13 protein-coding genes are annotated in these 24,984 nt (G+C 66.6%); 8 read left to right on the top strand and 5 right to left on the bottom strand.

The genetic code is table 11. The features are described 5' to 3' along the window. Window positions 1-154 precede the first annotated feature (154 nt). The 3 genes from OIE68_RS35945 to OIE68_RS35955 all read left to right on the top strand — a co-directional run bounded on the left by OIE68_RS35945 (window position 155) and on the right by OIE68_RS35955 (window position 13,561). Window positions 155-10,837, top strand: a complete 10,683-nt coding sequence (locus OIE68_RS35945; protein WP_327095385.1) for a non-ribosomal peptide synthetase — start codon at window positions 155-157, stop codon at window positions 10,835-10,837. Between the two features lie 230 nt (window positions 10,838-11,067). Beyond that, window positions 11,068-12,057, top strand: a complete 990-nt coding sequence (locus OIE68_RS35950; protein ID WP_327101946.1) for an alpha/beta hydrolase family protein — start codon at window positions 11,068-11,070, stop codon at window positions 12,055-12,057. Window positions 12,058-12,310: 253 nt separating this feature from the next. Then, on the top strand, window positions 12,311-13,561 hold the full coding sequence (locus OIE68_RS35955; RefSeq protein ID WP_327095386.1) for an Nramp family divalent metal transporter: 1,251 nt from the start codon (window positions 12,311-12,313) through the stop codon (window positions 13,559-13,561). A gap of 61 nt (window positions 13,562-13,622) precedes the next feature. On the opposite strand, the gene OIE68_RS35960 is transcribed toward OIE68_RS35955, so the two are convergent. After that, complete coding sequence (locus OIE68_RS35960; RefSeq protein WP_327095387.1) at window positions 13,623-14,648, bottom strand: SDR family oxidoreductase; 1,026 nt, start codon at window positions 14,646-14,648, stop codon at window positions 13,623-13,625. Between the two features lie 73 nt (window positions 14,649-14,721). Beyond that, window positions 14,722-15,525 (bottom strand): enoyl-CoA hydratase-related protein, encoded by an 804-nt coding sequence (locus OIE68_RS35965; protein ID WP_327095388.1) that lies wholly within the window; start codon window positions 15,523-15,525, stop codon window positions 14,722-14,724. Between the two features lie 166 nt (window positions 15,526-15,691). Here OIE68_RS35965 and OIE68_RS35970 point away from each other — a divergent pair, with 166 nt between their 5' ends. After that, complete coding sequence (locus OIE68_RS35970) at window positions 15,692-16,933, top strand: TetR/AcrR family transcriptional regulator (protein WP_327095389.1); 1,242 nt, start codon at window positions 15,692-15,694, stop codon at window positions 16,931-16,933. 334 nt (window positions 16,934-17,267) lie between these two features. Here the strand turns inward: OIE68_RS35970 and OIE68_RS35975 are convergent, their stop codons facing one another. Beyond that, the gene (locus OIE68_RS35975; RefSeq protein WP_327101947.1) at window positions 17,268-18,791 is read right to left on the bottom strand and encodes an aldehyde dehydrogenase family protein; all 1,524 of its coding nucleotides are present in this window, start codon (window positions 18,789-18,791) and stop codon (window positions 17,268-17,270) included. A gap of 399 nt (window positions 18,792-19,190) precedes the next feature. On the opposite strand from OIE68_RS35975, the gene OIE68_RS35980 reads away from it, so the two are divergent. Genes OIE68_RS35980 through OIE68_RS35990 form a run of 3 tightly spaced genes read left to right on the top strand, consistent with a single transcriptional unit; the run spans window position 19,191 to window position 21,864 of the window. Then, the gene (locus tag OIE68_RS35980; RefSeq protein WP_327095390.1) at window positions 19,191-20,195 is read left to right on the top strand and encodes an ATP-binding cassette domain-containing protein; all 1,005 of its coding nucleotides are present in this window, start codon (window positions 19,191-19,193) and stop codon (window positions 20,193-20,195) included. 35 nt (window positions 20,196-20,230) lie between these two features. Beyond that, on the top strand, window positions 20,231-21,013 hold the full coding sequence (locus OIE68_RS35985; RefSeq protein ID WP_419150837.1) for an ABC transporter permease: 783 nt from the start codon (window positions 20,231-20,233) through the stop codon (window positions 21,011-21,013). Continuing rightward, a complete protein-coding gene (locus OIE68_RS35990) occupies window positions 21,010-21,864 on the top strand; it encodes an ABC transporter permease (RefSeq protein ID WP_327095391.1) in 855 nt (284 codons plus the stop codon). The genes OIE68_RS35985 and OIE68_RS35990 overlap by 4 nt, the downstream gene beginning before the upstream one ends. Before the next feature lie 6 nt (window positions 21,865-21,870). Here OIE68_RS35990 and OIE68_RS35995 read toward each other — a convergent pair whose 3' ends face one another. Together OIE68_RS35995 and OIE68_RS36000 are read right to left on the bottom strand one after the other, a co-directional pair. Further along, window positions 21,871-23,064 (bottom strand): lycopene cyclase family protein, encoded by a 1,194-nt coding sequence (locus OIE68_RS35995; RefSeq protein ID WP_327095392.1) that lies wholly within the window; start codon window positions 23,062-23,064, stop codon window positions 21,871-21,873. A 192-nt stretch (window positions 23,065-23,256) separates the two neighbouring features. Further along, window positions 23,257-23,733: a hotdog fold domain-containing protein gene (locus OIE68_RS36000; RefSeq protein WP_327095393.1), complete on the bottom strand. Its 477-nt coding sequence runs from the start codon at window positions 23,731-23,733 to the stop codon at window positions 23,257-23,259. 95 nt (window positions 23,734-23,828) lie between these two features. Here OIE68_RS36000 and OIE68_RS36005 point away from each other — a divergent pair, with 95 nt between their 5' ends. Beyond that, complete coding sequence (locus tag OIE68_RS36005) at window positions 23,829-24,584, top strand: hypothetical protein (protein ID WP_327095394.1); 756 nt, start codon at window positions 23,829-23,831, stop codon at window positions 24,582-24,584. The last annotated feature ends 400 nt before the right edge of the window (window positions 24,585-24,984 follow it).

A 24,984-nucleotide genomic window follows, 5' to 3' on the forward strand; every position in this document is an offset into this window, starting at 1 on the left:
AACAAGCTGCCAATGCGGTTACGATCGGCGTCTGACCATGCGATGCTTCTGAGCAAGCGCTGGGAGGGGAGCACTATTTAGGGATTACAGGGTAGGTGAGCTCCTTCATGTTTCGGGTGGTTGCACAACGTCGGCATGAGGGCGTGGTGACCAGGTGACGCGCCAGGCTCGGGTGCGGCCGGCTCGGACAAGGGCACAGCGGACGCGCGTCATCACCCTGCCGCAGCTGATGGCGGCCGCCGTCGAGGCGAATCCCGGCGGCCTCGCCGTCGTATTCGCCGATGCCGATGCCACTTCCGGCGGGCTGAGCTATGCCGAGTTGGATGAGCGTTCGACCCGGCTGGCCCGGCTGCTCATCGATCGTGGTGTCGGACCGGAGGATCTGGTCGCGGTGGCCGTGCCGCGGTCGGTGGATGCGGTGCTCGCGGTGTGGGCGGTGGCCAAGACCGGCGCCGGATTCGTGCCGGTGGACCCGCATTATCCGGCGGATCGGGTCGCGCACATGCTGACCGACTCCGGTGTGAGCGTCGGCTTGACCGTCGCCGCGGTCCGCCGCGGCCTGCCCGGCAGTGTCGTTTCGAGCGACCTGCAAGCAGTCGCAAGCGGTACCGAATGGCTGACGCTCGACGACCCGATCACCGCGCAACAGCTGCAGCGGTATCCGGTGGACCGGGTGACCAATCAGGATCGGGTGCGACCACTGCACGGCGCACATCCTGCCTACGTCATCTACACCTCGGGCTCGACCGGCGTCCCCAAGGGCGTGGTGGTCACCCACCAGGGACTATCCGGCTTCTGCGATGAACAGCGGACCCGATACCGGGTGACGAGCGCCGCCCGGACACTGCATTTCGCCTCGCCGTCCTTCGACGCGTCGGTGCTGGAACTGCTGTTGGCATTGGGCGGCGCGGCCACCATGGTGGTCGTATCGCCGACCGTCTACGGTGGCGCGGAACTGGCCGCGGTGCTGCGGCGTGAGCGGGTGACCCACGCCTTCGTGACACCCGCGGCCCTGGCCTCGGTGGAGCCCGCCGGACTCGACGAACTGCGGGTCGTGGTGACCGGTGGTGAGGTCTGCCCGCCGCAGTTGGTGCGGCGCTGGGTATTACCGATCGCGGGCGGGCTGCTGCGCGAATTCTTCGATGCCTACGGCCCGACCGAGGCCACCATCGCCACCAATATCACCGCGCCGATGGTGCCGTGGGAGCCGGTGACCCTCGGCTCGCCGATCCACGGCATCGCCGCCTATGTGCTCAACGATCGGCTGGTGCCGGTGCCGAACCGGGTGGTCGGCGAACTGTATGTCGCCGGTGCGCAACTGGCGCGCGGTTACCTCGGCCAACAGACGCTCACCGCGGCCCGATTCGTGGCCAACCCGTTCGAACCGGGCACCCGGCTCTACCGCACCGGCGATCTGGTGCGCTGGACCGCGACCGGTGAACTGGAGTACCTCGGCCGCAACGACTCCCAGGTCAAGATCCGCGGCTTCCGCATCGAACTCACCGAAATCGACGCGGTACTCGGCTCATACGACCATGTGGATTTCGCGGTCACCGTCGGGCACGAACTCGACAGCGGTACCACCGTGTTGGCCTCCTATGTGCACCCCATCGACGGGCTGACCGTCGATATGGCGGAGCTGAAGGCCCTGGTAGAGCGGAAATTGCCAGCGCATATGGTGCCCGCGTGCATCATGGTGCTCGACAAGGTGCCGCTGACGCCCATGGGCAAACTGGACCGCAAGGCGCTGCCCGCACCGGTACTCGAGGCCAAGGTGTTCCGCGCACCCGCGACGCCGGTCGAGGAGATCGTCGCGGGCACCTTCGGTGATGTGCTCGGTGTCGCGCGCGTCGGCCTGGACGACGACTTCTTCGAGCTCGGCGGCAATTCGCTGCTGGCCACCCAGGTGACCGCACGGCTGGATGCCGCGCTGGATACGCAGTTGGCGGTCCGCGATCTGTTCCATGCTTCGACGGTCGCCGCCTTCACCGCCGTGGTCGAACGCACCGCCGGATCCGGTCGGAGTCGGCCGCGGCTGGTCGCGGGGGAGCGGCCCGAACTGATTCCGTTGTCGCTGGCGCAGCAGCGGTATTGGTTCCTCAACCAGTTCGATACCGAAACCTCGGCGGTGGACAATATTCCGCTCGCCGTGCGGCTCACGGGTGAGCTGGATGCGGCGGCGCTCGGGCTGGCCATCGGCGATGTGCTGTCCCGGCACGAGGTGCTGCGGACCACTTATCCGAGCATCGGTGGGCGGCCGCATCAGGTCATCCATCCGGTGCCGGATACGCGGTTCGCCATGGTGCCGGTCGATGTGGCCGAGGACGAACTGGTGCGTCGGCTCATCGACTTCGCCGTGCTGACCTTCGATGTGACCGTCGAGGTTCCGGTCGCGGTCGCGCTGTTCCGCCTGGCGCCGCGCGAGCATGTGATCGCCCTGACCGTGCACCATGTCGCGGCCGACGGCGCATCGATGGGACCGTTGGCCCGCGATCTCATGGTCGCCTATGCCGCGCGGATGCACGGACAGGCGCCGCTGTGGCAGCCGCTGCCGGTGCAGTACGCCGACTACGCGCTGTGGGAGCGCGAGGCGCTCGGTGACGAGGACGATCCGGAATCGCCGGCCGCACAGCAGATCGCCTACTGGCGACGGACGTTGGCGCAGTTGCCGGACCAGCTGGAACTGCCGACCGATCGCCCGCGCCCGCCGGCCCAGTCGTTCCAGGGCCGGTCGGTGCGGTTCGAGATTTCGGCGGATCGGCACGCCCAACTGCATGCGCTGGCGCGGGCCAATCACGCCTCGCTGTTCATGGTCGTGCATGCGGCGCTCGCGGTGCTGTTGGCCCGGCTGTCGGGCACCGACGACATCGCGGTCGGTACGCCCATCGCGGGTCGTGGCGAGCGCGAACTCGATGATCTGATCGGCATGTTCGTCAACACCCTGGTCTTCCGGACGCGGGTGCGTCCCGGTGATAGCTTCGCCGCCCTGCTCGCCGATGTGCGCGAGCGCGATCTCGAGGCCTTCGCCAACGCCGATGTGCCCTTCGAGCGAATCGTCGAGGCGCTGAATCCGGTCCGCTCGATCGCCCGCAATCCGCTGTTCCAGGTCGGTCTTTCCTTCCAGAACCTGGCCGAGACCACTTTGGAGCTGCCCGGACTCTCGGTTGCCACCGTCGATTTCGATCTGCAGCTGGCCAAGACGGATCTGCACATCTCGCTGGCCGACCGCTATACCGACGAGGGTGCGCCCGCCGGGATCGTGGCGAACTTCGGCTATGCCACCGACCTGTTCGACGAGGCGACGGTGCAAGGATTCACCGACCGGTTCGTCCGGGTGCTCGATGCCGTGCTCACCGATGTGTCGGTGCGGGTCGGCGAGATCGAACTGCTCGCCGGTGACGAGAGTTCGCGGATACTGGCGGGCTGGAACGATACCGCGCACCCGATCGATGCGACCATGACGCTGGTGTCGCTCCTGGACGCGACGGTGGCCGCCGCGCCGGATGCGGTGGCGGTGGTATCCGATCAGCCGGGGCGCAAACTCAGCTACGGCGAACTCGACGCCAGGGTGAATCGGCTGGCGCGGTATCTGATCGAGCGCGGTGTGCGCCCGGAGGACCGGGTGGCATTGGGCATCCGCCGGTCGGTCGATCTGATCGTCGCCATGTACGCGGTGGCGAAATCCGGTGCGGCGTATGTGCCCATCGATCCGGATCAACCCGCCGAACGCGTCGAGTACATCCTGCAAACCGCACAACCGGTCTGCCTGCTGAGCTCCGTGCACGACGGTTTCCACACCGACGCCGTCGATTCCGTGACGATCGATGAGCTCGACCTGTCGCGCTACTCGGACGCCCCGCTCACGGCGCACGAACGCCGCGGTGCACTGCTGCCGGGGAATACCGCGTACGTGATCTACACGTCGGGTTCGACCGGGCAGCCGAAGGGCGTCGCGGTTCCGCACGGCGCGGTTGTCAATCAGTTGCTCTGGGAGACGGCCGAATTCGGTCTCGGAGCCGATGAGGTGCTGCTGCTCAAGACGGTCGCCACCTTCGACCTGTCGGTCTGGGAGTTCTGGACGGCGGCGGTATGCGGTGGCACGGTGGTCGTCGCCGCGCCGGACGGTCATCGGGATCCGGCCTATCTGAACGAGTTGATGGCACGCGAGTCGGTGACGACCCTGCATGTGGTGCCGTCGATGCTGGACGCGTTGTCGACCGGTCAGCTGTCGCGATCGCTGCGCCGGGTGCTGGCCATCGGTGAGACGCTGCCGGCCGCGACCGCGCAGCGATTCCGTCAAGGCAATGGCGCGGACCTGTTCAACCTGTACGGCCCTACCGAGGCCGCGGTCTCGATCACCAGCCATCGGGTGACCGACGCCGACGCGGTTACGGTGCCGATCGGTGGGCCGGAGTGGAACAGTCATGTCTACGTACTGGATTCGCGCCTGCGGCCGGTGCCGGTCGGCGTATCCGGCGAGTTGTACCTGGCCGGTGCACAATTGGCGCGTGGCTACTTCGGGCGGACCGATCTCACCGGGGAACGGTTCGTGGCCAACCCATTCGAATCCGGTGCCCGGATGTACCGCACCGGCGACCTGGTGTCCTGGAACGAGCACGGTGAGCTGGAGTACCACGGCCGCAGCGATTTCCAGGTGAAGATCCGCGGTTTCCGGATCGAACTCGGCGAGATCGAGACCGCGCTGCTCGCCCGGCCCGAGATCGCGCAGGCCGCGGTGCTCGTCAAATCCGATGCGCGGATCGGTGATTGGCTGGTGGCGTATGTCGTACCGGCCGACGAGGCGGTCGTGGTCGCCGAACTGAAGGCCGCGCTGGCCGCGGTGCTGCCGTCGTACATGATGCCCAATGCGTTCATCACGCTGACGGACTTGCCGCGCAATGCGAATGGCAAGCTCGATCGCGCCGCCCTGCCCGATCCGGAGTTCGAGACCCAGGTCTTCCGCGCGCCGGCAACACCGGTCGAGGAGATCGTGGCCGGTGTCTTCGGCGATGTGCTCGGCGCGGAGCGCGTCGGGCGCGATGACGATTTCTTTGCCATGGGCGGTAATTCGCTGCTGGCGACGCAGGTGGCGGCCCGGGTCGGCGACGCACTGGATACCAAGGTGCTGGTCCGCTCGATCTTCGAGACGCCGACCGTGGCCGGACTCGCCGCCAAGGTCGAAACCCATGCCGGTTCCGGTCGGCGACAGCCGCTGCTGGCCGGACTGCGGCCGGAGCAGATCCCGCTGTCGCTGGCGCAGTTGCGGATGTGGTTCATCAACCAGTTCGATCCGAGCTCGGCGGCCTATCACATCCCGGTGGCGATCCGGCTGTCCGGCGAGCTCGATATCGCCGCACTGGGTTCGGCGGTCGAGGATATGGTGGCGCGGCACGAGGTGCTGCGCACCGTCTACCCGCAGACCGCCGACGGTCCGGTGCAGGAGGTGCTCGCACCCAACGAAGTGCCGATCGATCTGGTCCCGATTCCGATCGCGGAATCGGATGCGGTGCAGCAGGTGCAGCAGGTCGTCGCGGCGGGCTTCGACGTCACCGTCGAGGTGCCCTTCCGCGCCACCCTGTTCCGGCTCGATACCGCCGCTAGCGACTGCTCGCAGGTCGCTCGAAACAACACTGATCACATCCTGGTATTCGTCGCCCATCACATCGGCGCCGACGGTTGGTCGATGTCGCCGCTGGTCCGCGACGTCATGCTGGCCTACTCGGCCCGCAGCGCGGGTGAGCTGCCCTCATGGTCACCGCTGCCGGTGCAGTATGCGGATTTCAGTGTCTGGCAACGCAATGTGCTCGGCTCCGAGGACGATCCGGAGAGCCTGATCTCGGTACAGGCCGGATACTGGCGGACCGCACTGGCCGATCTGCCCGACGAACTGAACCTGCCCGCGGACCGGCCGCGCCCGGCGCTGCGGACCTTCGCGGGCGGTCGCACCGAATTCGAGATCGACCCGCTGGTGCACGCCGGGCTGGTGCGCCTGGCCCGCCGACACAACGCCACCATGTTCATGGTGGTGCACGCCGCGCTGTCGGTATTTTTGGCGCGCATGTCCGGCACCGCCGATATCGCCATCGGCACCCCGGTCGCCGGTCGCGGCGCGGCCGAACTCGACGACATGATCGGCATGTTCGTCAATACGCTGGTGCTGCGGCTACAGGCGCCCGGCGACCGCACCTTCGGTGATCTGCTCGCCGATGCCAAAGACACCGACCTGCAAGCATTTTCGCATGCCGACCTCCCGTTCGAGCGACTGGTCGAACTGCTCAATCCGCCCCGTTCCACGGCTCGGCACCCACTGTTCCAGGTGTCGATGTCGTATCTGAACCTGCCGACCAGCACCTTCGAACTGCCCGGATTACGCGCGGAGACCTTCGATTTCGCCGTCGACACCGCGAAATTCGATCTCTCGCTGACCATGTGGGCATCCGGTACCGCCGAAGAGAGCCTGCGCGGTGAGTTCAACTTCGCGCGAGACCTGTTCGACGACAAGACGATCGAGATGTTCGCCGCCCGGTTCACCCGGCTGCTCACCGAGATCGTCGCGCGGCCGGATGCCCCGATCGGTGACCTGCGGCTGCTCGGCGCCGCAGAAGAGCAGGCGCTGACACCAGTGCGGCGCGGCGAGACGCCCGCCGTCCGGCTGCTGCCGGACCTGGTGACCAGCGCGGTCAGCGTCGATCCCGAACATGTCGCGGTGCGCACCGCCGGTCGCTCGATCTCCTACCGCGAACTGGACGAATACTCGTCGCGGCTGGCTCGGGTGCTGATCGATCGCGGCGTCGGCCCGGAGAGCCTTGTCGCCCTTGCCTTCCCGCGTTCGCTGGAGATGGTCGCGGCGTTCTGGGCCGTCGCCAAGACCGGTGGCGCGCACGTGCCGATCGACCCGACCTATCCGACGGACCGGATCCGGCACATGGTGACCGATTCCGGTGTCGTCCTCGGCATCACCACCTCCACCTACACCGAGCGGCTGCCCGACGAGTCGATCGAGACCAGCTGGCTACAGCTCGACGATCCCGCGATCCACGCGGCCGTGGCCGGTAAGTCGCCATCGCCGATCACCGATGCCGAGCGGCTGCGCACGCTGCTGCCGCAGCATCCGGCGTACGTGATCTACACGTCCGGGTCGACGGGCACACCCAAGGGCGTCACCGTCACCCAGGTCGGCGTCGGCGGTGCCGTCGAGAACGCCGGCGCGGTGTTCCAGCTCGGTCCGCAGCATCGGTTCCTACATCTGTGCTCGCCGAGCTTCGATCCGTCGATTCTGGAGTGGCTCTGCACCTTCCACAACGGCGCGACGCTGGTCATCGTGCCGTCCACCATCCTCGGCGGCGCGGATCTGACCGCGCTGCTGCGCACCGAGCGGGTCACGCACGCGATCTTCACCCCCGCCGTGCTCGGCACCGTCGATCCGGCCGGTCTGGACGAATTCCGATTCCTGTGCTGCGGTGGCGATTCCAGCTCGCCCGAGCTGGTCGCCAAATGGCAACCGGGACGGCATTTCATCAACGGCTATGGTCCGACCGAGGCCACGGTGGCCGCGTCCTGGAGCGAGATGATCGCCGGACAGCGCATCACGATCGGCGGCCCGGTGCCGGGAACGCCGATGGTGGTGTTGGATTCGCGGCTGCGCCCGGTGCCGCCGGGTGCGGTCGGCGAGCTGCATCTCGGTGGCACCGCGCTGGCACGCGGCTATCACGACCGTCCCACGCTGACCGCGGAACGTTTCGTCGCCGATCCATGGGGTCCGCCCGGTGCGCGGATGTATCGCACCGGCGATCTGGTGCGCTGGGTCGGCGAACCAGGGGAGTGGGAGCTCGAATACGTCGGTCGCACGGACTTCCAGCTCAAGATCCGCGGTCTGCGCATCGAACTCGGTGAAATCGATGCGGTGTTGCGGGGGCACCACGATGTCGAGTTCGCCGTCACGATCGGTCGGGAAAACTCAACGGGCGAAAAGATTCTCGTCGCCTACGTGCTTCCGGTAGCGGGGCGGACCATCGATACCGGTGCGCTCATCGAATACGCCGCGCGCAGTCTGCCTCGGCATATGGTGCCCTCGGCGGTGGTGGTCCTCGACCACGTGCCGCTGACCCCGGTCGGCAAGCTCGATCGGGCGGCGCTGCCCGCGCCCGAGCTCGCCCCGCGCCCCTATTTCGCGCCATCGACGCCGCAGGAACAGGCCGTCGCCGACGTATACGCCGAGGTACTCGGCATCGACCTCGTCGGCTCCGATGACGATTTCTTCGCACTCGGCGGCAGTTCGCTGGCCGCCATGCGCGCGGTGAACAAGCTGCGCGAGCTGACCGGTATCGCGGTCCAGGTGCAGTGGTTCTTCACCGATCCGACCGTCGCCGCGCTCACCCAGCGCATCATGGCCGCCGACGAAACCGAGACCTACGAATACGGATTGAACGCCGAGGCCGCACTCGATGTGCTGCTGCCGATCCGTCACGGCACCGGCGAAGCGCTGTTCTGCATCCATCCGATGGCCGGATTGTCCTGGTGCTACACCGGTCTCGCGCAGTATCTGTCCGCCGACCGCCCGATCTTCGGTGTACAGTCGCCCGCACTGTCCGAATCCGACTTCCGGCCGGATTCGCTGGATGCCATGGCCCGGCGCTATGTCGAGGAGATCCGCGCGGTACAGCCCGAGGGGCCGTACCGGCTGCTCGGGTGGTCGCTCGGTGGTGCGCTGGCCCATGCGGTAGCGGTCGAATTGCAGTCCGCGGGTGCGGAAGTCGCCCTGCTCGCCATGCTGGACAGCCGCACCGGCGGCAATATCGCCGACTTCTGGGCGGAGCTACGCTCGGCCTTCGCCGAACTCGGCATCGGCCCGGACCTGCTGGGCGACAGCAATATCCGCAACCTCACCGAAGAGGCGCTCGCGGTGCTGTACGCCAACATTCCGCCGGAACTGGCACTGCTGACCCCGGAACGCCTGCGTCAGAGCTACCGTGGCGCGGTGCGCTCGGTGGAGCTCGGAATCAACCATCAGCACAAGGTTTTCCACGGCACACTCGATTTCTTCAGCGCCACCGGCCACACCGCCGAATCCCGGGCCTGGCGGCCGTATGTCGACGGCACGATCAACGAGCATCCCGTCGAGGCGACCCATGAGCTGATGACGTCTCCGGCGGCCTTCGCCGAAATCGGACCCGTCCTGGCCGCCTTGCTCACCGAGCCCGAGCCCCCGGTCGAGAATGCGACGGAGCCAACCGAAGCCGAGGCATTCGCGCCGGTCGAGTACGCCGCCGCACCGGAGGGATATGAGTACGCGGCACCGCTTGCCGATCCGGCCGCGTTCGACCACGACTACCCGACATCGGTCTTGGCCCCGATACATATCGATGTCCCGGAACCGGCCGAGGACACCGCACCGACCGGCGACCGGCCCCCGACGGTCGAGGCCCCGGTACTGGAACTCGACGACGACGAACCCGAGATTGCCGTCCAACCCGAGCGCGCTCCATTCGCGGTCATCCACGACGACGATCCGATCGAGTACGCCGTCCCACACCGCCCCGACGAACCCGACGATGCCCCCATCCCGCTGTCGCTGACCCCGAATGCTGTGCGGCTCTTGGACTCCGGTGTCGAACTGCGCGTCGTCACCCTCGAGATCCCGCCCAACTACTCACCGGAAGCGGTGCAATTCGCCGTCGATACGGTGCTCGAACAGCATCCGATGCTGTGGGTCCGGCTGCACCGTGACGGTGCGGGCGCCGATCCGGTCTTCGAAATCCCGCCTGAGGCGCAGCGCCGTGACGAGGCCTTCCTCAGCCTGGAATACGGCATCGAGCAGACCCCGCCGCCGGTCGACGATGTGGTGCGTGCCGTCGCCACGGAACTCGATCCGGTCCATGGCCGCAATATCCGCTTCGTACTGGTCGGCGGCCGCGAGGTGCCCTCGACCATGGTCATCGTCGCCAATGGCCTCGTCGTGGACGACACCTCCTGGCGCACCATCATCGACAAGCTGTCGTTGGCCTGGTCGCGTGGCAGGCACCGCTCGCCCGCCGTCCCCGAGGCCGGACTGTCCGACCTGCTCCGGGTGCTGTCCGAGGGGGCGAGCGGCCCGGCAGCAATCGAGGAAGTGGCGTGGTGGCACCACACCTTGAGCGCGGTCCCCGCCGCCAAGGCCGGTGCCACGAACAAGAACCTGCGAGCGCGGCGCCGAGTCTCGCTGACCATCACGACCGAGGGCACCGCCGCCGTCGTCGCCGCGGCCGCCGCGCACGGTGCCAGCGTCGACGAAGTTCTGCTCACCGCGCTGGCGATCGCACAGATCACCTCCGCGGGCGAAACCGTCACCGAGGCCATGGGGCCGGTGGTCCGGCTGCCCGCCGACAGCCGGGCGATGGCCGAGACCGATACCCTCGTCGGCGCCTTCACCACCGACTACCCGCTCCCGCTGCAACTGGAGGGGGTGAACATCCAGGAGGCGCTGGTCGGTGGTCGGGCGGCGGGTATCGCGATCGAGCAGGTCAAACGGCTCACCGGTGCCGTGCCGTCCTATGGCGTCGGTTACGGCCTGCTGTGCTATCTGAATCCGGATACCGCCGCGGCCCTGACCGCACTCCCCGCAGGCCGGTGTGCGTTGCGCTACAGAGATTTGCGCCCGGCGCGCGTGCACACCGACGCACCGGCCACGGATCTGCTGCTCGATATCACCGCCGACGCCACCGCCGAAGGCCTGCTCGTGCGCTTCGACTACGCGGCCGAGGTATTCGGTGGTGACGAGGTCAAGACCTTCGCCGAACACTGGATCCGGGCCCTCGGCGGGCTGGCCGAATACGGTCAGCAATATCCGGGGCGAGCATGATCACATTCCGGCCGCTGAGGCATGATGGAGCAACATTGCGGTAACGATGTCCACTATCGTCACGACTAAATAGGCCGTATGGTCGGCCGCGGTGCATGCCCGCGGCCAGGGGAAGCCCTCCCGTAATCACGATACGAAGTGAAGGTGTGAAATTGATGCGTAGTCTGATCCGGCGTCGCGGCACACGTGCGGCGGCGGTGATCGCGGCAACCGCGGTATTCGCGGGAGTCATGTCCGGCTTCGGCGCATCTACCGCGACGGCTGATCCGATCATGGATTCGAAGACGCTGCTGGCGAACCCGGTCGCGCCGGACGGCTCGAAGATCACCAAGGCCGAGTACAAGGACGACCGCAGCATCCGCCTGTACGTCTACTCCGCGGCCATGGACCGGACCTTCCCGGTCGACGTGCAGCGCCCCGCCGACGCCTCGGCGCCGCGTCCGGTGCTCTACCTGCTCAACGGTGCGGGTGGCGGTGAGGACAGCGCGTCCTGGGTGGCCAAGACCGATGCGCTGAAGTTCCTCGGCGACAAGAACGTCAATGTGGTCCAGCCGATCGGCGGCAAGTGGAGCTACTACACCGACTGGATCAAGGACGATCCGGTTCTCGGCCGCAACAAGTGGAAGACCTTCTTCACCGAGGAGCTGCCGCCGCTGATCGACGGCGCGCTCGGCACCAACGGCACGAATGCCATCGCGGGCCTGTCCACCTCGGGCACCACCGTGCTCGCGCTGCCGATCGCCAAGCCGGGCTTGTACAAGGCCGCCGCGGCCTACAGCGGCTGCGCCCAGACCAGTGATCCGGTCGGCTCGGAGTTCGTCAAGCTGACCGTCGAGACCTGGGGCGGCGGCAATGTCGACAACATGTGGGGCCCCATGGGTTCGCCGGATTGGAAGGCGAACGATCCCTATGTCAATGCCGAGGGTCTGCGCGGCACCGATCTCTACATCTCGACCGGCAACGGTCTGCCGGGCCCGTACGACACCCTGGACGGTCAGTACGCCCTTCCCGGGTCCGGCGGTCTGGCCAACCAGATCCTGATCGGCGGTGTCATCGAGGCGGGCACCAACTACTGCACCAACAATATGAAGGCGAAGCTGGATTCGCTCGGCATCCCCGCCACCTTCAACTTCCGCCCCAACGGCACCCACTCCTGGGGCTATTGGAACGACGAGCTGCACGCCTCCTGGCCTACCCTCGCCAAGGGCCTCGGCCTCTGAGCTGTCTCCGCGATCTAGAACCGACCGCCTGACTGTGACCTTGCGCACAGTCGGCGGTCGGTTCTTTTTTGGTCGCGCGTTAGGTAACGACTGGTTTCTGCAGTACATGGGTAACTCGCCGGGGACGGGCTGAGTCGAACGAGGTCCAACCGGCGGCCGCCGATGTGACGGTTGTGGCAGCTGAGTCTGGCCTGAGTCCAGGGAAGCGGGAGAGTCTAAACAAAAAGTTCGGCAAGCCGTAAAATTCTGTTCTATGAGTACAACCCTGGTCGAGTCGGCGCGGAACGCGACGACCCGGGCGAGATCCGTCAGCGTCTTGCTCGGTCCGGCCTTCGTAGCGGCCATCGCCTATGTCGATCCCGGCAATGTGGCATCGAATATCAGCGCGGGCGCCCAGTTCGGCTACCTACTCGTGTGGGTCATCGTCATGGCCAATGTGATGGCCGGGCTGGTGCAGTTCCTGTCGGCGAAGCTTGGGTTGGTCACCGGTATGTCGCTACCGGAGGCGGTGCGGTCCAAGTCGAGTCGTCCGGTGCGCCTTGCCTATTGGGTGCAGGCGGAGACCGTCGCGATGGCCACCGACCTGGCCGAGGTGGTCGGCGGTGCGATCGCGCTGAAGCTGCTGTTCGATCTGCCGCTGCTGGTCGGTGGCGTGATCACCGGTGTGGTTTCGATGGCGCTGCTGCTGGTGCAGAACCAGCGCGGGCAGAAGCCGTTCGAGCGGGTCATCACCGGTCTGCTCGCCATCATTGCCATCGGCTTCCTGGCCAGCGTGGTGATTTCGCCGCCGTCGATCTCCGGCACCGTCGGTGGTCTGCTGCCGCGGTTCCAAGGCACCGAAAGTGTGCTGCTCGCGGCGGCCATGATCGGCGCGACCGTCATGCCGCATGCGGTGTACCTGCACTCCGGACTGGCCCGTGATCGGCACGGTCAGCCCGAAGTGGGGCCGATGCGGACACGGCTGCTGCGGGTCACCAGATACGACGTCGGACTGGCCATGGTGCTCGCGGGCACGGTCAATATGGCCATGCTGCTGATGGCCGCGAATACCCTGCGCGGCCGCGAGAATGTCGACACCCTCGAGGGTGCGCATGCCGCCGTCGGCGATGCGCTCGGCCCCGTCGCCGCGCTGCTGCTCGCGATCGGCCTGCTGGCCTCCGGTCTGGCATCGACGTCGGTCGGCGCATATGCCGGGGCGATGATCATGGAGGGGCTGCTGAACCGCAAGATTCCGCTCTTGGTTCGGCGGCTGGTCACCCTGATACCGGCCATCCTGATCCTGGCGGTCGGCATCGACCCCACTCGCGCACTGATCATTTCGCAGGTAGTGCTGTCCTTCGGCATCCCCTTCGCCCTGATCCCCCTGGTCCGCTTCACCAGCGACCGCATCCTGATGGGCGCCGACGTCAACCACCGCGTAACCACCAGCCTGGCCTGGCTCGTCGCCATCATCATCAGCCTGCTGAATGTGGCACTGATCTACCTGACCGTCACGGGCGACTAGGCGAACAACATGCGCAGGGCATAGCCCATATCGAAATACTCAATACGAGCGGGCGGGCTGATCACACCCAGTTTTCGATCCAGTACTTCCAGATCACCGGGGCATAGGCGGCCAAGGGCGGCACCTTGATGTCCGTGCCCGTCAGTGCGGCGGTGGCGTTGCGGCAGTCGAACCAGCAGCTGAATTCGCTGTGCTCCAACACATCCTGGGGGACGCCGACGCGGGGGAGCAGCCAGCTCGTGCCGGGGACGCGCAGCATCATCTCCAGTGTGCGCTTGGGCATCACCTCCACCAGATGCGGTGCACCGGCCTCGTCGGCGAACAGATTCAGCGCCTCGGCTGCGCTCTGTCGGCGCGGATCGGCCAGGTGGTAGGTGGTGTGGTTCGAGTCGGGTCGGTGTGCGATGTGGGCCAGTGCGCGAGCCACGAAATCGACCGGGACCATATTGGTTTCACCCAGCTTCGGCACCAGCACCGGCAGAATCCTCGGCAGCTGCGCGGCCATCCGCAGCAGCCGGAAGAAATAGTAGGGTCCTTCGATTCGATCGATCTCACCGGTGCGCGAATGCCCGATCACGATCGAGGGCCGATAGATCCGCCAGCCCAACTCGGATTCGCGCACGATCTTCTCGGCCTCGAATTTCGCCCGCTGCATGGGCGAACTCGGCATCGGCCCCTCGTCGAACATGTCCTCGGTGAACAGGCCGTCGAAACCGCCCGCCACATCAACCGTCGAGACATGGTGCAGCAGAGTGGCTTTCAGCTGCTCTGCGACATCTACGACATGCCTGGTGCCGCTGCCCCGTTCGGCGAGGTCATAACTCGACGCCAGATGGAAGACATGTTCGATCGACCCTCGATGCTCGGCGATCCACGCCGGATCGATACCGAGCCCGGGAGCGCCCATATCCCCGCGCACCGGCCGGACCCGCTCGCCACCCATCCACTCCCGAGCGCAACAGGTATACCGGTCCGCCGAATCGCCCCCCGGCCGGACCAGTACATGAATATCCCCCTCCCGTTTCAGCAACTCGGGAATGAGAAATCGACCGATAAACCCAGTTGCTCCGGTAACCAGGTAAGCCATAGCCGATCAACATAGTCGCTTGTGTGTGCGCACTTGTGTCCGGGATCACTCCGCGCCCCGTGCGTTCGTGCGATCAGTCGGCGAAGACCGGCTTGCGCTTGGTGAGCATGGCGGTCGCGCCCTCGAAGAAGTCGGGGGACTGGAGCAGTTCGCTCTGGCCGGCCTTTTCGGCGGCGAGGGCGGTGTCCAGCGCCGAGAGAGTTGCGGCGTTGAGCGCCTTCTTGGTGAGTTCGAGGGCCCGGCGCGGGCCCGCGGCGATCTTGGCTGCGGCAGCCTCGACCTTTGCGTCGAGTTCGTCCTCGGGAACCACAGCGGTGAACAGCCCGGCCGCCTTGGCCGCGGGCGCGGAGAGTCGTTCGCCGAGCAGGGCCATTTCGGCGGCCAGCGGGCGTCCGGCCGCAGCGGCGACCATGGCTGCCGCACCGCCGTCGGGCATCAGACCGATATTGATGAAGGCGAGCAGCAGGTAGGAATCCTCGGCGGCGTAAACCAGATCGGCGGCGAGCGCGATGCCGACGCCGACACCCGCGGCCGCGCCCTTGACTCGGGCGATGACCGGAATCGGGGCGTCCACAATGGCTTTCACGAGTCGGTTGGCCGCATCCATCACCATGTCCGAGGTGATGCCGCGCTGCGCCTCGGCGGCCGATGCGGAAAGATCGGCCCCCGTGCAGAAGTCGCCGCCCTCGCCGGTCAGTACGATCACCCGCACCGAGCGGTCCTCGGCGGCGGCGAGGAAGGTGTCACCGAGGGCGACCATTGTGTCGTAGTCGATGGCGTTCTTGCGCTTGGGCTTGGTGATCGTGACCCGGAGCACCTTGCCGTCGTGGACAGCACTGAAACCCGCGGGTGCGGTCGCGGAATCCGGTTGGCTCATTTGGTGCTCCTGGTCTGGAATTCGGCGGGTCCGGTTCTTTCGAGCGATCTGCAAGCAATCGCTAGTGGGAACCATGAATGACGGTTAACTTTGCGAATTGTGGTTAACTTAGGATGATTTGTCCGGCGCTGTCAACCAGCGGCGCCGTACCGGAACGGAGAGCTACATGGTCGCGGATCGCAGCGAGGTCGGTCTCGCTTCCGCGCGGCCTGACGCGGGTGGGAGCAGGACGGGCGCGGAGCAGGCGCAGTCGGTGCGGCGGCGCCCGAAGGATCGCAAGGTACAGATCATCCGGGCCGCCGCGCGCGCGTTCAGCGAACGCGGGTATTACCCGGTCGGCGTCGACGAGATCGCCGCGGAGGTCGGCATCTCGGGGCCCGCGCTGTATCGCCACTTCGCGAACAAGTACGCGCTGCTGGTCGCGGCCGCCGAAGAAGGCGCACTGCACCTGCTGCGGGTCGCGCGCGCCGCCGACGACCCGGATCTGGAGCCTGAACCCAGGCTCGACGCCCTGATCAAGGCGATCAGCGAACACACCATCGATATCCGCCGCGAGGCCGGACTGTATCGCTGGGAGCGGCGCTACCTGGAGGCCGAGGACCGCGCCCGGATCAGGAAGGTCTACGACGCGCTCAACGCGACGCTGGCCGAACCGATCGGACAACTGCGCCCCAGCGCACCGCCCGCCGATGTGGCAATGCTCGCCGCCGGGGTGCTCAGCGCCATCGCCAGCATCTCCTCGCATCGCACCACGCTCGCCACCGCCCGGCTGATGCCGCTGCTGCGCGAGATGAGCTGGTCGATCCTGCGCGCCGAACTGCCGCCCGCACCGACCGAGCCCGAGCCCGGACCGGCCACCCGCGGCCTGCCGGTCACCTCGAAACGCGAACAGCTGCTCACCGAGGCGATCCGGATCTTCGGTCGCCAGGGCTATCACGAGGCCAGCATCGAGGAAATCGGCGCGGCCGTCGGCATCAACGCCTCCAGCGTCTACCGGTACTTCACCAGCAAGGCCGACCTACTCGCCGCCGCCTTCCACCGCACCGGCGACCGGGTGGCCATCGCGATCACCGAGGCGCTCGCCGAGGCCACCAGCCGTCCGGACGCGGTCCGGCGCATCGCCTACCGCCAGGCCCGGCTCACCTTCTCGATGCCGGAGATCATGCCGGTCTACTACGCCGAATTCAGCAATTTGCCGCAGGCCGAACAGCACAAGCTGCGCGCCATCCAGCGCCAGAACGTGCTGGAGTGGGCCAACCTGCTCGACGGCGATCCGGTGGAGGCGCGCTTCCGCGTGCACGCCGCCATCGCTCAGGTGATCGACGTGGGCCGGTTGACCAAATTCGATCCCCGGCCCGAACAACTCGCCCGCGTCTGCGCCCTGATGGAAGCAGTCCTATTGGGGTGACATTTCCGTCGCCCACTTAGCTACCACGGGAGCGAGTCTCACCAGCGACCGTTCGTGGCCCGTCTCGCGTCCGGGTCGTTGAAGTGCATGCGCCGTGAGGTGCTCGAGTGGACTTCGGACAGTCACGCGAGTGCTGAGGCGCTCAGGTCCCCCGAGTGCTGAGGTGCTCAGGTCCGCACGTTCCGCGGCCCGCGCGGAGCGAGTCTTACGAGCGACTGTTCGCGGCCCGTCTCGCGTCCGAGTCGTCGAAGCGCATGCGACGAAGTCGCGAGTCTCGACGGCTCGGACGCGAGACACCAGGGGCCGCGAACACGCCGTGCCGGAGGCACGGCAATCAAACACCGCCGTGGCGCATCCGGAAGATGGCCTTGGCCGTGCGCAGGTGCCGTGGGTGCCGGTCGAAGGTGGACAGATTCACCGCCGCCCGATACCGCTTGCGCGCGATCGCCAGCGTCCGGCTGAACTCGCGCAGTCCCTGATCGCCGTGATGGTGTCCCTGCCCGTATTCGCCGACCCCGCCGAACGGCAGTGCCGGAATACCGGCGTAGGTGGTCGAAGAATTGATGGTCACAACGCCGACCCGCAGCTGCTCGGCGAAGGATTCGATGCCGTGCACATCCCGGGTGAAAACCGACACCGCGACACCATTGCCGACCGCATTGATCCGCTGCGCCGCCTCGTCCATATTCGCGACCCTGTTGACGATCAGCAGCGGTCCGATGCCTTCGCCGGTGATCGCGACGCTCTCCTCCGGCACTTCGGTCAAAACGATCGGTTCGATATAGGGATCGCGAATCGAATCCAGTCCGCCGACCACCGCGCGCCCGCCCCTGGCCAGTGCGTCGCGCACCTGTTTGCGCACCACGTCGACCTGCGATTCCAGAATCATCGGACCGTAGGACGCGCGCTTGTCCGCGCCGGGCCGCAGCCGCCGCGCCTGCTCGATCACCAGTTCCAGGAACCGGTCGTAGACGGAGTTGGCGACATAGGCCCGCTGGATGCCGGTGGAGTTCTGGCCCGCATTGGCCATCGCGCCGAATACCGCGGCCTCGGCGGCCTCGTCGAGTTTGGCGTCGACGTGAACCACCATGGTGCCTTTGCCGTTCCGCTCGACCACCACCGGTGTCAAGGTCTGCGCGCACAGCGTGATCACTTCGCGTGCGCCGGCATCCGAACCGGCATAGGCGATTTTGTCCACCTTGGCGCGACACAGCGCCGCGGTGGTGGCGTGATCGCCGGTAACGACCTGCAGCACAGGCTGATTCGGCGCGAGCTTGTTCCAGCTGTCGGCCAGCCAGACCCCGACGCCGGTGGTCAGCTCATCGGGTTTGAACACCACGGCATTACCCGCGGCCATCGCGTAGGCGATCGAGCCCATCGGGGTGAACACCGGGTTGTTCCACGGCCCGAGCACCCCGACCACGCCGAGCGGCAGATAGCCGACCGACGCGTGCTGATTGCGGGTCAGCCAGGTGGAGCCGAGCTTGCGCCGATCCAGCACGCGTGCGGCATTGCGGGCCGCCCAATCCAGATTCTCGACGGCGAGCATCACCTCGATTACCGCGTCCGCCTGCGGTTTTCCGGTTTCCTCGCACAGGATTTCCACCAATTCGCCTGCGCGCCTGGCGATACTGCGTTTCCAGTCCAGTAGCCAGCGTTTGCGGGCGTTGAATCCCAGTTCCGCCCACCATTTTTCGGCGGAGCGTGCGGCGCGCACGGTGCGGTTGATTTCGCCCGCGCTCATCACGGCATAGTTGCCGACTATTTCGCCGGTGCGCGGGTCATAGGACGTCAGCACGTTCGGTCGGCCCGATCCTCCCGTATGCGCTGCCAGCCTCGGCTGCGCGGTCTCGGCCATGGTCACCTCTCGCAGGGTCGATCCGCCGCAGGCCGCTGAACGCTTGGCGAAGCAGCGCTGCCGCAAACGAGTGAGTGCGTGTTCCCCCGTCTAGCAGACTATGGTCGCCGCGACGGCCGGACAAGGTGTCGCTACCGCCCCTACGCTGCCCCTCGAGGGCCGCCACCAGCGATGTTCTCCGGTCAGGTGGATCGGCGGAAAGAAATGTGAGTAAGGACACACTTAGGCTGCAGTCCGCTGGGTATGGCGCGGTCTGCCCTGTGAGGATGCCTCTGCCGGTAACATCACGCTTGGCAGCAGGGATCACCAACCGGGACGTATTCATGCCCACGCTCTTGGCGACCCGCGGTCGCCGCCCCGGGCCCGCGAACGCCGCCGATCAGACACAGTGGAGAGTTGATGCCGAGCTTGAACCAAGCGGATTCGCATACCAGCGAGCCACCACCCATCGATGGTGGTGACGTCGCGGTCGCGGTTGTGGATGTCCGGAAGTCATTCGGCGATGTGCACGCGCTGCAGGGCATCAGCTTCACCGCCGCACGTGCGAACGTGCTCGGCATCCTCGGGCCCAACGGCGCGGGCAAGACCACCATGGTCAAAGTGCTGTCGACCTTGCTGCGCCCGGACTCCGGCACCGCCGTGGTCGCGGGCCACGATGTGCTGAAGGATCCGGCGGGTGTGCGCCGCTCGATCATGATGACCGGCCAGTACGCCGCGCTCGACGAGAACCTCTCCGGCCGGGAGAACCTGGAATTGTTCGGCCGACTGATGGGCCTGGGCAAAACGGCCGCCCGCAAGCGCGCCGACACTCTGCTCGAGGAATTCGACCTGGTGCACGCGGGCCGTCGCGCGGTGCGCCACTATTCCGGCGGTATGCGTCGTCGGGTCGATATCGCCTGTGGACTGGTGGTGCGCCCCGAGGTGGTGTTCCTCGACGAGCCGACCACCGGCCTGGATCCGCGCAGCAGGCAGGGCGTGTGGGATCTGGTGACCGCGCTGAAGAATCAGGGCATCACGGTGCTGCTCACCACGCAGTACCTCGAGGAAGCCGACGTACTCAGCGACAACATCATCGTCATCGATAAGGGCACGGTGATCGCCGAGGGCACCGCCGACGAACTCAAGGAGAAGACCGGCGGCAGCTACTGCGAGGTAGTGCCGCTGGTTCCGGCCCAGCTCGGCAAGGCCGCCACCGCACTCGGTGATCTGGTGCCCGCTGCCGTACTCGCCGACCTCAATGGCGGCGACCGGATCTCGATTCCCGCACCCGACGGCGCGGCCACGCTGTCCGAGGCATTGCGCAGGCTCGACACTGCCGGGATCCAATTGGCCGATATCGCGCTGCGCAGGCCCTCGCTCGATGATGTCTTCCTCTCCATCACCGGCCATTCGGGCGGCCACTAGTGAGTTCCACAACCGTCGAGCGGGCCGATTCGGCACTGCTCTTCGCCGAGCTGCCCACGGCCAGGCTCTCCTACTTCGCGCAGTGGCGGGCGCTGGCCGGACGCATTGTGCGGACCATGGCCGTCAAGGGCGAACTGATCGTCGCGATGATCACTCCGCTGGTGTTCACGCTCGGCTTCTATCTGCCGCTGCGCTATGTCATGAAGTTCCAGGGCATCGATTACGCCCAGTTCGTCATGCCGATCATCGTGCTGCAGACCATGGCGTTCACGATGATGTCGAATGCGCAGCTGTCCGCATACGAGGCGCTGACCGGTCTGAGCACGCGACTACAGACGATGCCGATCGGCATGCTGGTGCCGTTGAGCGCGCGGATCGGTGCGGGCCTGGTTCGTTCGCTGACCGCGCTGACCGCGGCGGTCATCTTCGGCTACATGATCGGCTTCCGGTTCGTCGCCGGACTCGGTCAGGCCGTGCTGTTCTGTGTGTTCTCGATCGCGGTCGGCACCGTGCTCGCACTCGGCGCGGACGCACTCGGCAGCCTGACCAAGAGTCCGGAATCGCTGAGTCAGGCATTGACTTTGCCCACCTTGATCTTCGGCATGCTGTCCTGCGGATTCGTCCCGGAACACAGTTTTCCGATGTGGATTCGGCCGTTCGTGCGCAATCAGCCGATCTCCCAGTTCTCCTTCGCACTGCGCGATATGACCCAAAACGGGGTGACCTGGGATGTGCTGTGGGTGCCGCTGACCTGGCTCGGCGGTATGGCGATCGTCTTCACCCCGTTGGCGATCTGGGCGAGTGTGAGGCGGTCATGAGTTCTGTCGAGACCTTGGAGCGCACCGAGGTGGAGGTATTCGACCTGCTACCGCGGGTGGCCACGCCATCCGAACGCGCGCTGTCGACCTGGCTCACGCACAGCCTGATCCAATGCAAGCGGCTGCTGCTGGTGTGGGCGCGCGATCCCGCGACCACGATCCAGACGCTGATCTATCCAGCGCTGACGCTTTTCATGTTCCGCGTCGTACTCGGCAATTCGATCACCGCGGCCACCGGTAAACCGAGCATCTACGGACAGGTCGCGCTGATCACGTTGGTCGCAGCGATGTCGGGTGCGGTGGTCAGCGCACTCGGCTTCAAGGGTGAGAAGTTCACCGGACTGCTCGGTCGGTTCTGGACCATGCCAGTGCATCGGGCGGCCGGACTGACCGGCAGGCTGTTCGCCGAGGCGGTCCGCGTGCTGGTCACCACGCTGTTCGTGATCGCGGTCGGCTTCACCCTCGGCTTCCGCTTCGGGCAGGGTCCGCTGGCGGCCATCGCGTTGATCGGCATTCCGGTGCTGTTCGGTGTCGGCTTCGCGGTGCTGGTCACGGCGCTGGCGACCATTACCGAGGGCGTCATGCTGGTGAGCATTATCGGCATCGTCAATACCCTGCTGATGTTCTTCAATTCCGGGTTCGTGCCGGTGATCGCCTATCCGGTCTGGTTGCAGGACGTGGTCGCGAATCAGCCGATGAGCTGCGCCATCGATGCGATGAAGGGGTTGTCCTACGGCGGTGGCGTCGCCGAACCCCTGTTGAAGACCGTCGCCTGGGTTCTCGGGCTCATCGTCCTGTTCGCGTACCCCGCGATCCGCGGCTACCAGCGCGCCGCCGAAACCGGCGCCTGACCTTCGTCAGCCGATCCGTCCCTCTTCGTGTTCGGCTGCGGCGAAATCGAAACCGACCCATCGGTTTCGATTCGCCCAGCCGACCAGGTCGTAGCGCCAGCGGAACGGCCAGGTGCGGGCGACGGTGTTGAAGAGGACGGCGCCGAGAACCGTGTAGTCGTCGTGGGCGGAGAGCAGGGCGCGCTGGCCGCGGGGCGAGGCGCTGAAGAACGCGTCGAACATGGCGATGGACTGTTCGGTGGTCAGGCGGCCCATCCCCCAGAGGCCGCGCATGCGCATCCAGTACACCAGCCGGGCCTGCCACGGCCAGAGTTCGGCGATGGGGTCGCGGCCTTGTCGGAGTGCGGCGACGGCGGTGTCGACCAGGGCCAGCGAATCGGCGACGCTGTAGCCGGTGCAGGGATGCATCATGCCGCCGCGGGAGCCGAACGGAATCGCTTGGGCCGTCCCCTTTTTCGGCGGTGACTGGTCCAGTGGGTAGTGCGCGGCCTCGGTCGGCTCGGCGTCGGTGAGCCGAATGCCGTGTGCGGCAAGGCGGTTCAGGGTGCGTCTGCGCAACTCGCGCTGCGGCATGCCGCCGCGCAGGCCGAGGCTGGTCTCCTCGAAGATCACCGTGCCGTCACCGAGCGGGACGGCATAGAGGAACGACGGCGGCTCATCCGGTCCCGCGCCGTTCTCCGGACGCCAATCGAGCAGCAGACCCTCGCCCTCGGTCACCATGGGCGCGGCCGTTTCGGCGTCGACGAAGATGCCGTGTGCACTGGCCGCGCGACGCTGTCCGAGCGTCGGCAGCCCGCGGGTATCGAAAACTGTTGCGGCCCCGAGGATCGTGCCGTCCGCGAGTTCCACCTCATGGGCCTCGACACGAGTTGCCCGCCCGGCGACAACGGTGGCGTCGTCGAGCGGCAGTGCATCGCGCAGTCCGGTCTTCGACAGCACGCAGTAGGGGCGGTCGATTCGATGCTCGGCCTTCGTCCAGACCGTCGGCTTCGGAATGCGCGCGGCGATGGCGCTCGACGGCAACCACTCCGGCAACTCATCGATCCAGCAGGAGAACGTGGGCGGCCAGAGCCGCTCCGGCCGCGGATCGACGGCGGCGACGCGGAACCCGGCCCGCATCGCCCGATGCGCCAGCGCTCGGCCGGTCGGCCCGAGCCCGACCACGCAGAGGTCGAATTCCCGGACCGCCCTGTCACTCATATTCGGCATTCAATCCGCTCCCCCCGTGCGCCCGCAACAATGCTCCCCGCCGGTGCGGCCAACCGCACACCCCTCGTGTGACCTGCACACCCGCTGAAAACGGTGTGCAGGTCGCGCAGTGGTGTGTACGTCGCCTGCGCGCAGGGCACCGCCTGCCTCGGCGTTGGGACTTTGCCGCGCTCACGGTGTTGCCTACTTGGGAGTGATCCAGGTGGTGATGTCGGCGTGCACGACCTCGAGGCCGTGCTTGTCGTAAATGGCGACCGGGACGACGAGCTCTTGCCCTTCGGTGATCCGGGTGAAGTCGGGCACCTCGGCCAGCTTCGCCACCGCGCGCAGACCGGTCTCGGCCTTGGCCAGGTACTGCACATTCATGGCCTTGGGAATCCAGCGGTGCGTGTCGGGCACCGTGGCCTCGCTCAGCATGCCCATGGCCACCTCGGCCAGGTTGCAGGCCGCGATCGCGTGGTAGGTGCCCAGGTGGTTGTGGATACCGAACCACTTCGGCGAGGTCACCTCGCACAGTCCGGGCTCGAGCCGCACGACGCTCGGCAGCACCGTCCCGAAGTAGGGCACCCGGGCCACCATGCCGAGCGAGAACAGGGTGTGCCCCAGCCGGTTGTCCGGCAGCTTGTTCCAGATCCGATGGGTCGCGGTCGGTTTCGTCATGGCCTTATCTTACTCGGAAGTAAGTTTCCCAGTGGTGGGGGCGTGGCAAACTTCTGCGCCATGTGGGGGTTCTCTGTGCCTGGCGGTGGCGTGTAATGCGGAAGTGGGCCGTCAGATTCGTCATCGTCGCAGTCCTGATCGTGGTGATCATCATCGGTATCGTCTCCATCGGAGACGCGAAGGTCTACCTGACCGGTGAGAAGGTCACGGCGCACGTCGATAGCTGCGGTTCCGGCAGCCGGTCCATGGGGGCCGGGTCCAGCGGGATCATCGCGGCACCCGAGGCCCGACGCGGTGGGGGCGGTGGGAGTTCGAGATCGTCGTCGAAAACCTGCTACGGCACCTGGACATACCGCGACGGCGGCACCGGAAAAGGTAAGTTGCGTGGCGTGGACTCATACGCCGGGTCCAACGTCGTCGTGCGCGCGAAGGGCAATGTGGCTGTCGCGGATAGCCTTTGGAAGAATCTCTTCGCTCCGGTCGCCGGTCTCATCGCATTCATCGTCCTGATCGTGCTGGGTATCCGATGGTGGCGGCGACGCGATGGTATCGACGGCAGTAATTCGACAGGTGGTGGCGCGCCGCCCGCGGGGCATCCGCAGTGGGGCCAGCAGCAGCCGTCTGTCGGTTACCCATCGAATGCTGCCCCCGCGCCGTATGGCGCGCCGCAGCCTGCGCCGTATGGCGCACCGCAGGGAAACCCGCAGCAGTGGCAGCAGCCCGTCGGCGGCTACCCGCAGCCGAGTGGCGGCTATCCCGCACCGGGTATGTATCCGCAGGCCGGTGGCTATCCGCCGCCCGGCCAGTACCCGCCGCCCGGTAGTCCGGGCGCATATCAACCCCACGCCTGATCTACCGGAAACTGGTAGTCGGAAGCACTCTGAGGTTCCGGTATCGATCCGCCGTCACGATGGTGGGCGTCGGAAATTCGCGGCCATAATGGCTGACCGCCGTCGGTACCCGGACGTTCTCGCGCCCACGAATCGCCGGTGATCGTCTGCGGTCCGGTAGTCCGGGCGCGCCCGGGATTCACGCCCTGACCTGCTGGCGAAGTGTTGGTAGGGGGCGGATTTGAAGTCGCCAACGCGGTCGGGCATACTGTTCGGGTTGCCTTGCACCGGGTCATGCCGTTCGGCGGTTGTGGCGGGTGGCGAGGCGAGCAACACCCAATCGTGTACCTCGCTGGATATCCAGCGTGGGTGCGTCCGGGACAACGTTCCAGGCCAGGTGAAGTTTCGAACCGGGGCCGAG

Origin of the sequence: Nocardia vinacea (assembly GCF_035920345.1) — a bacterium.
GTDB lineage: Bacteria > Actinomycetota > Actinomycetes > Mycobacteriales > Mycobacteriaceae > Nocardia > Nocardia vinacea_A.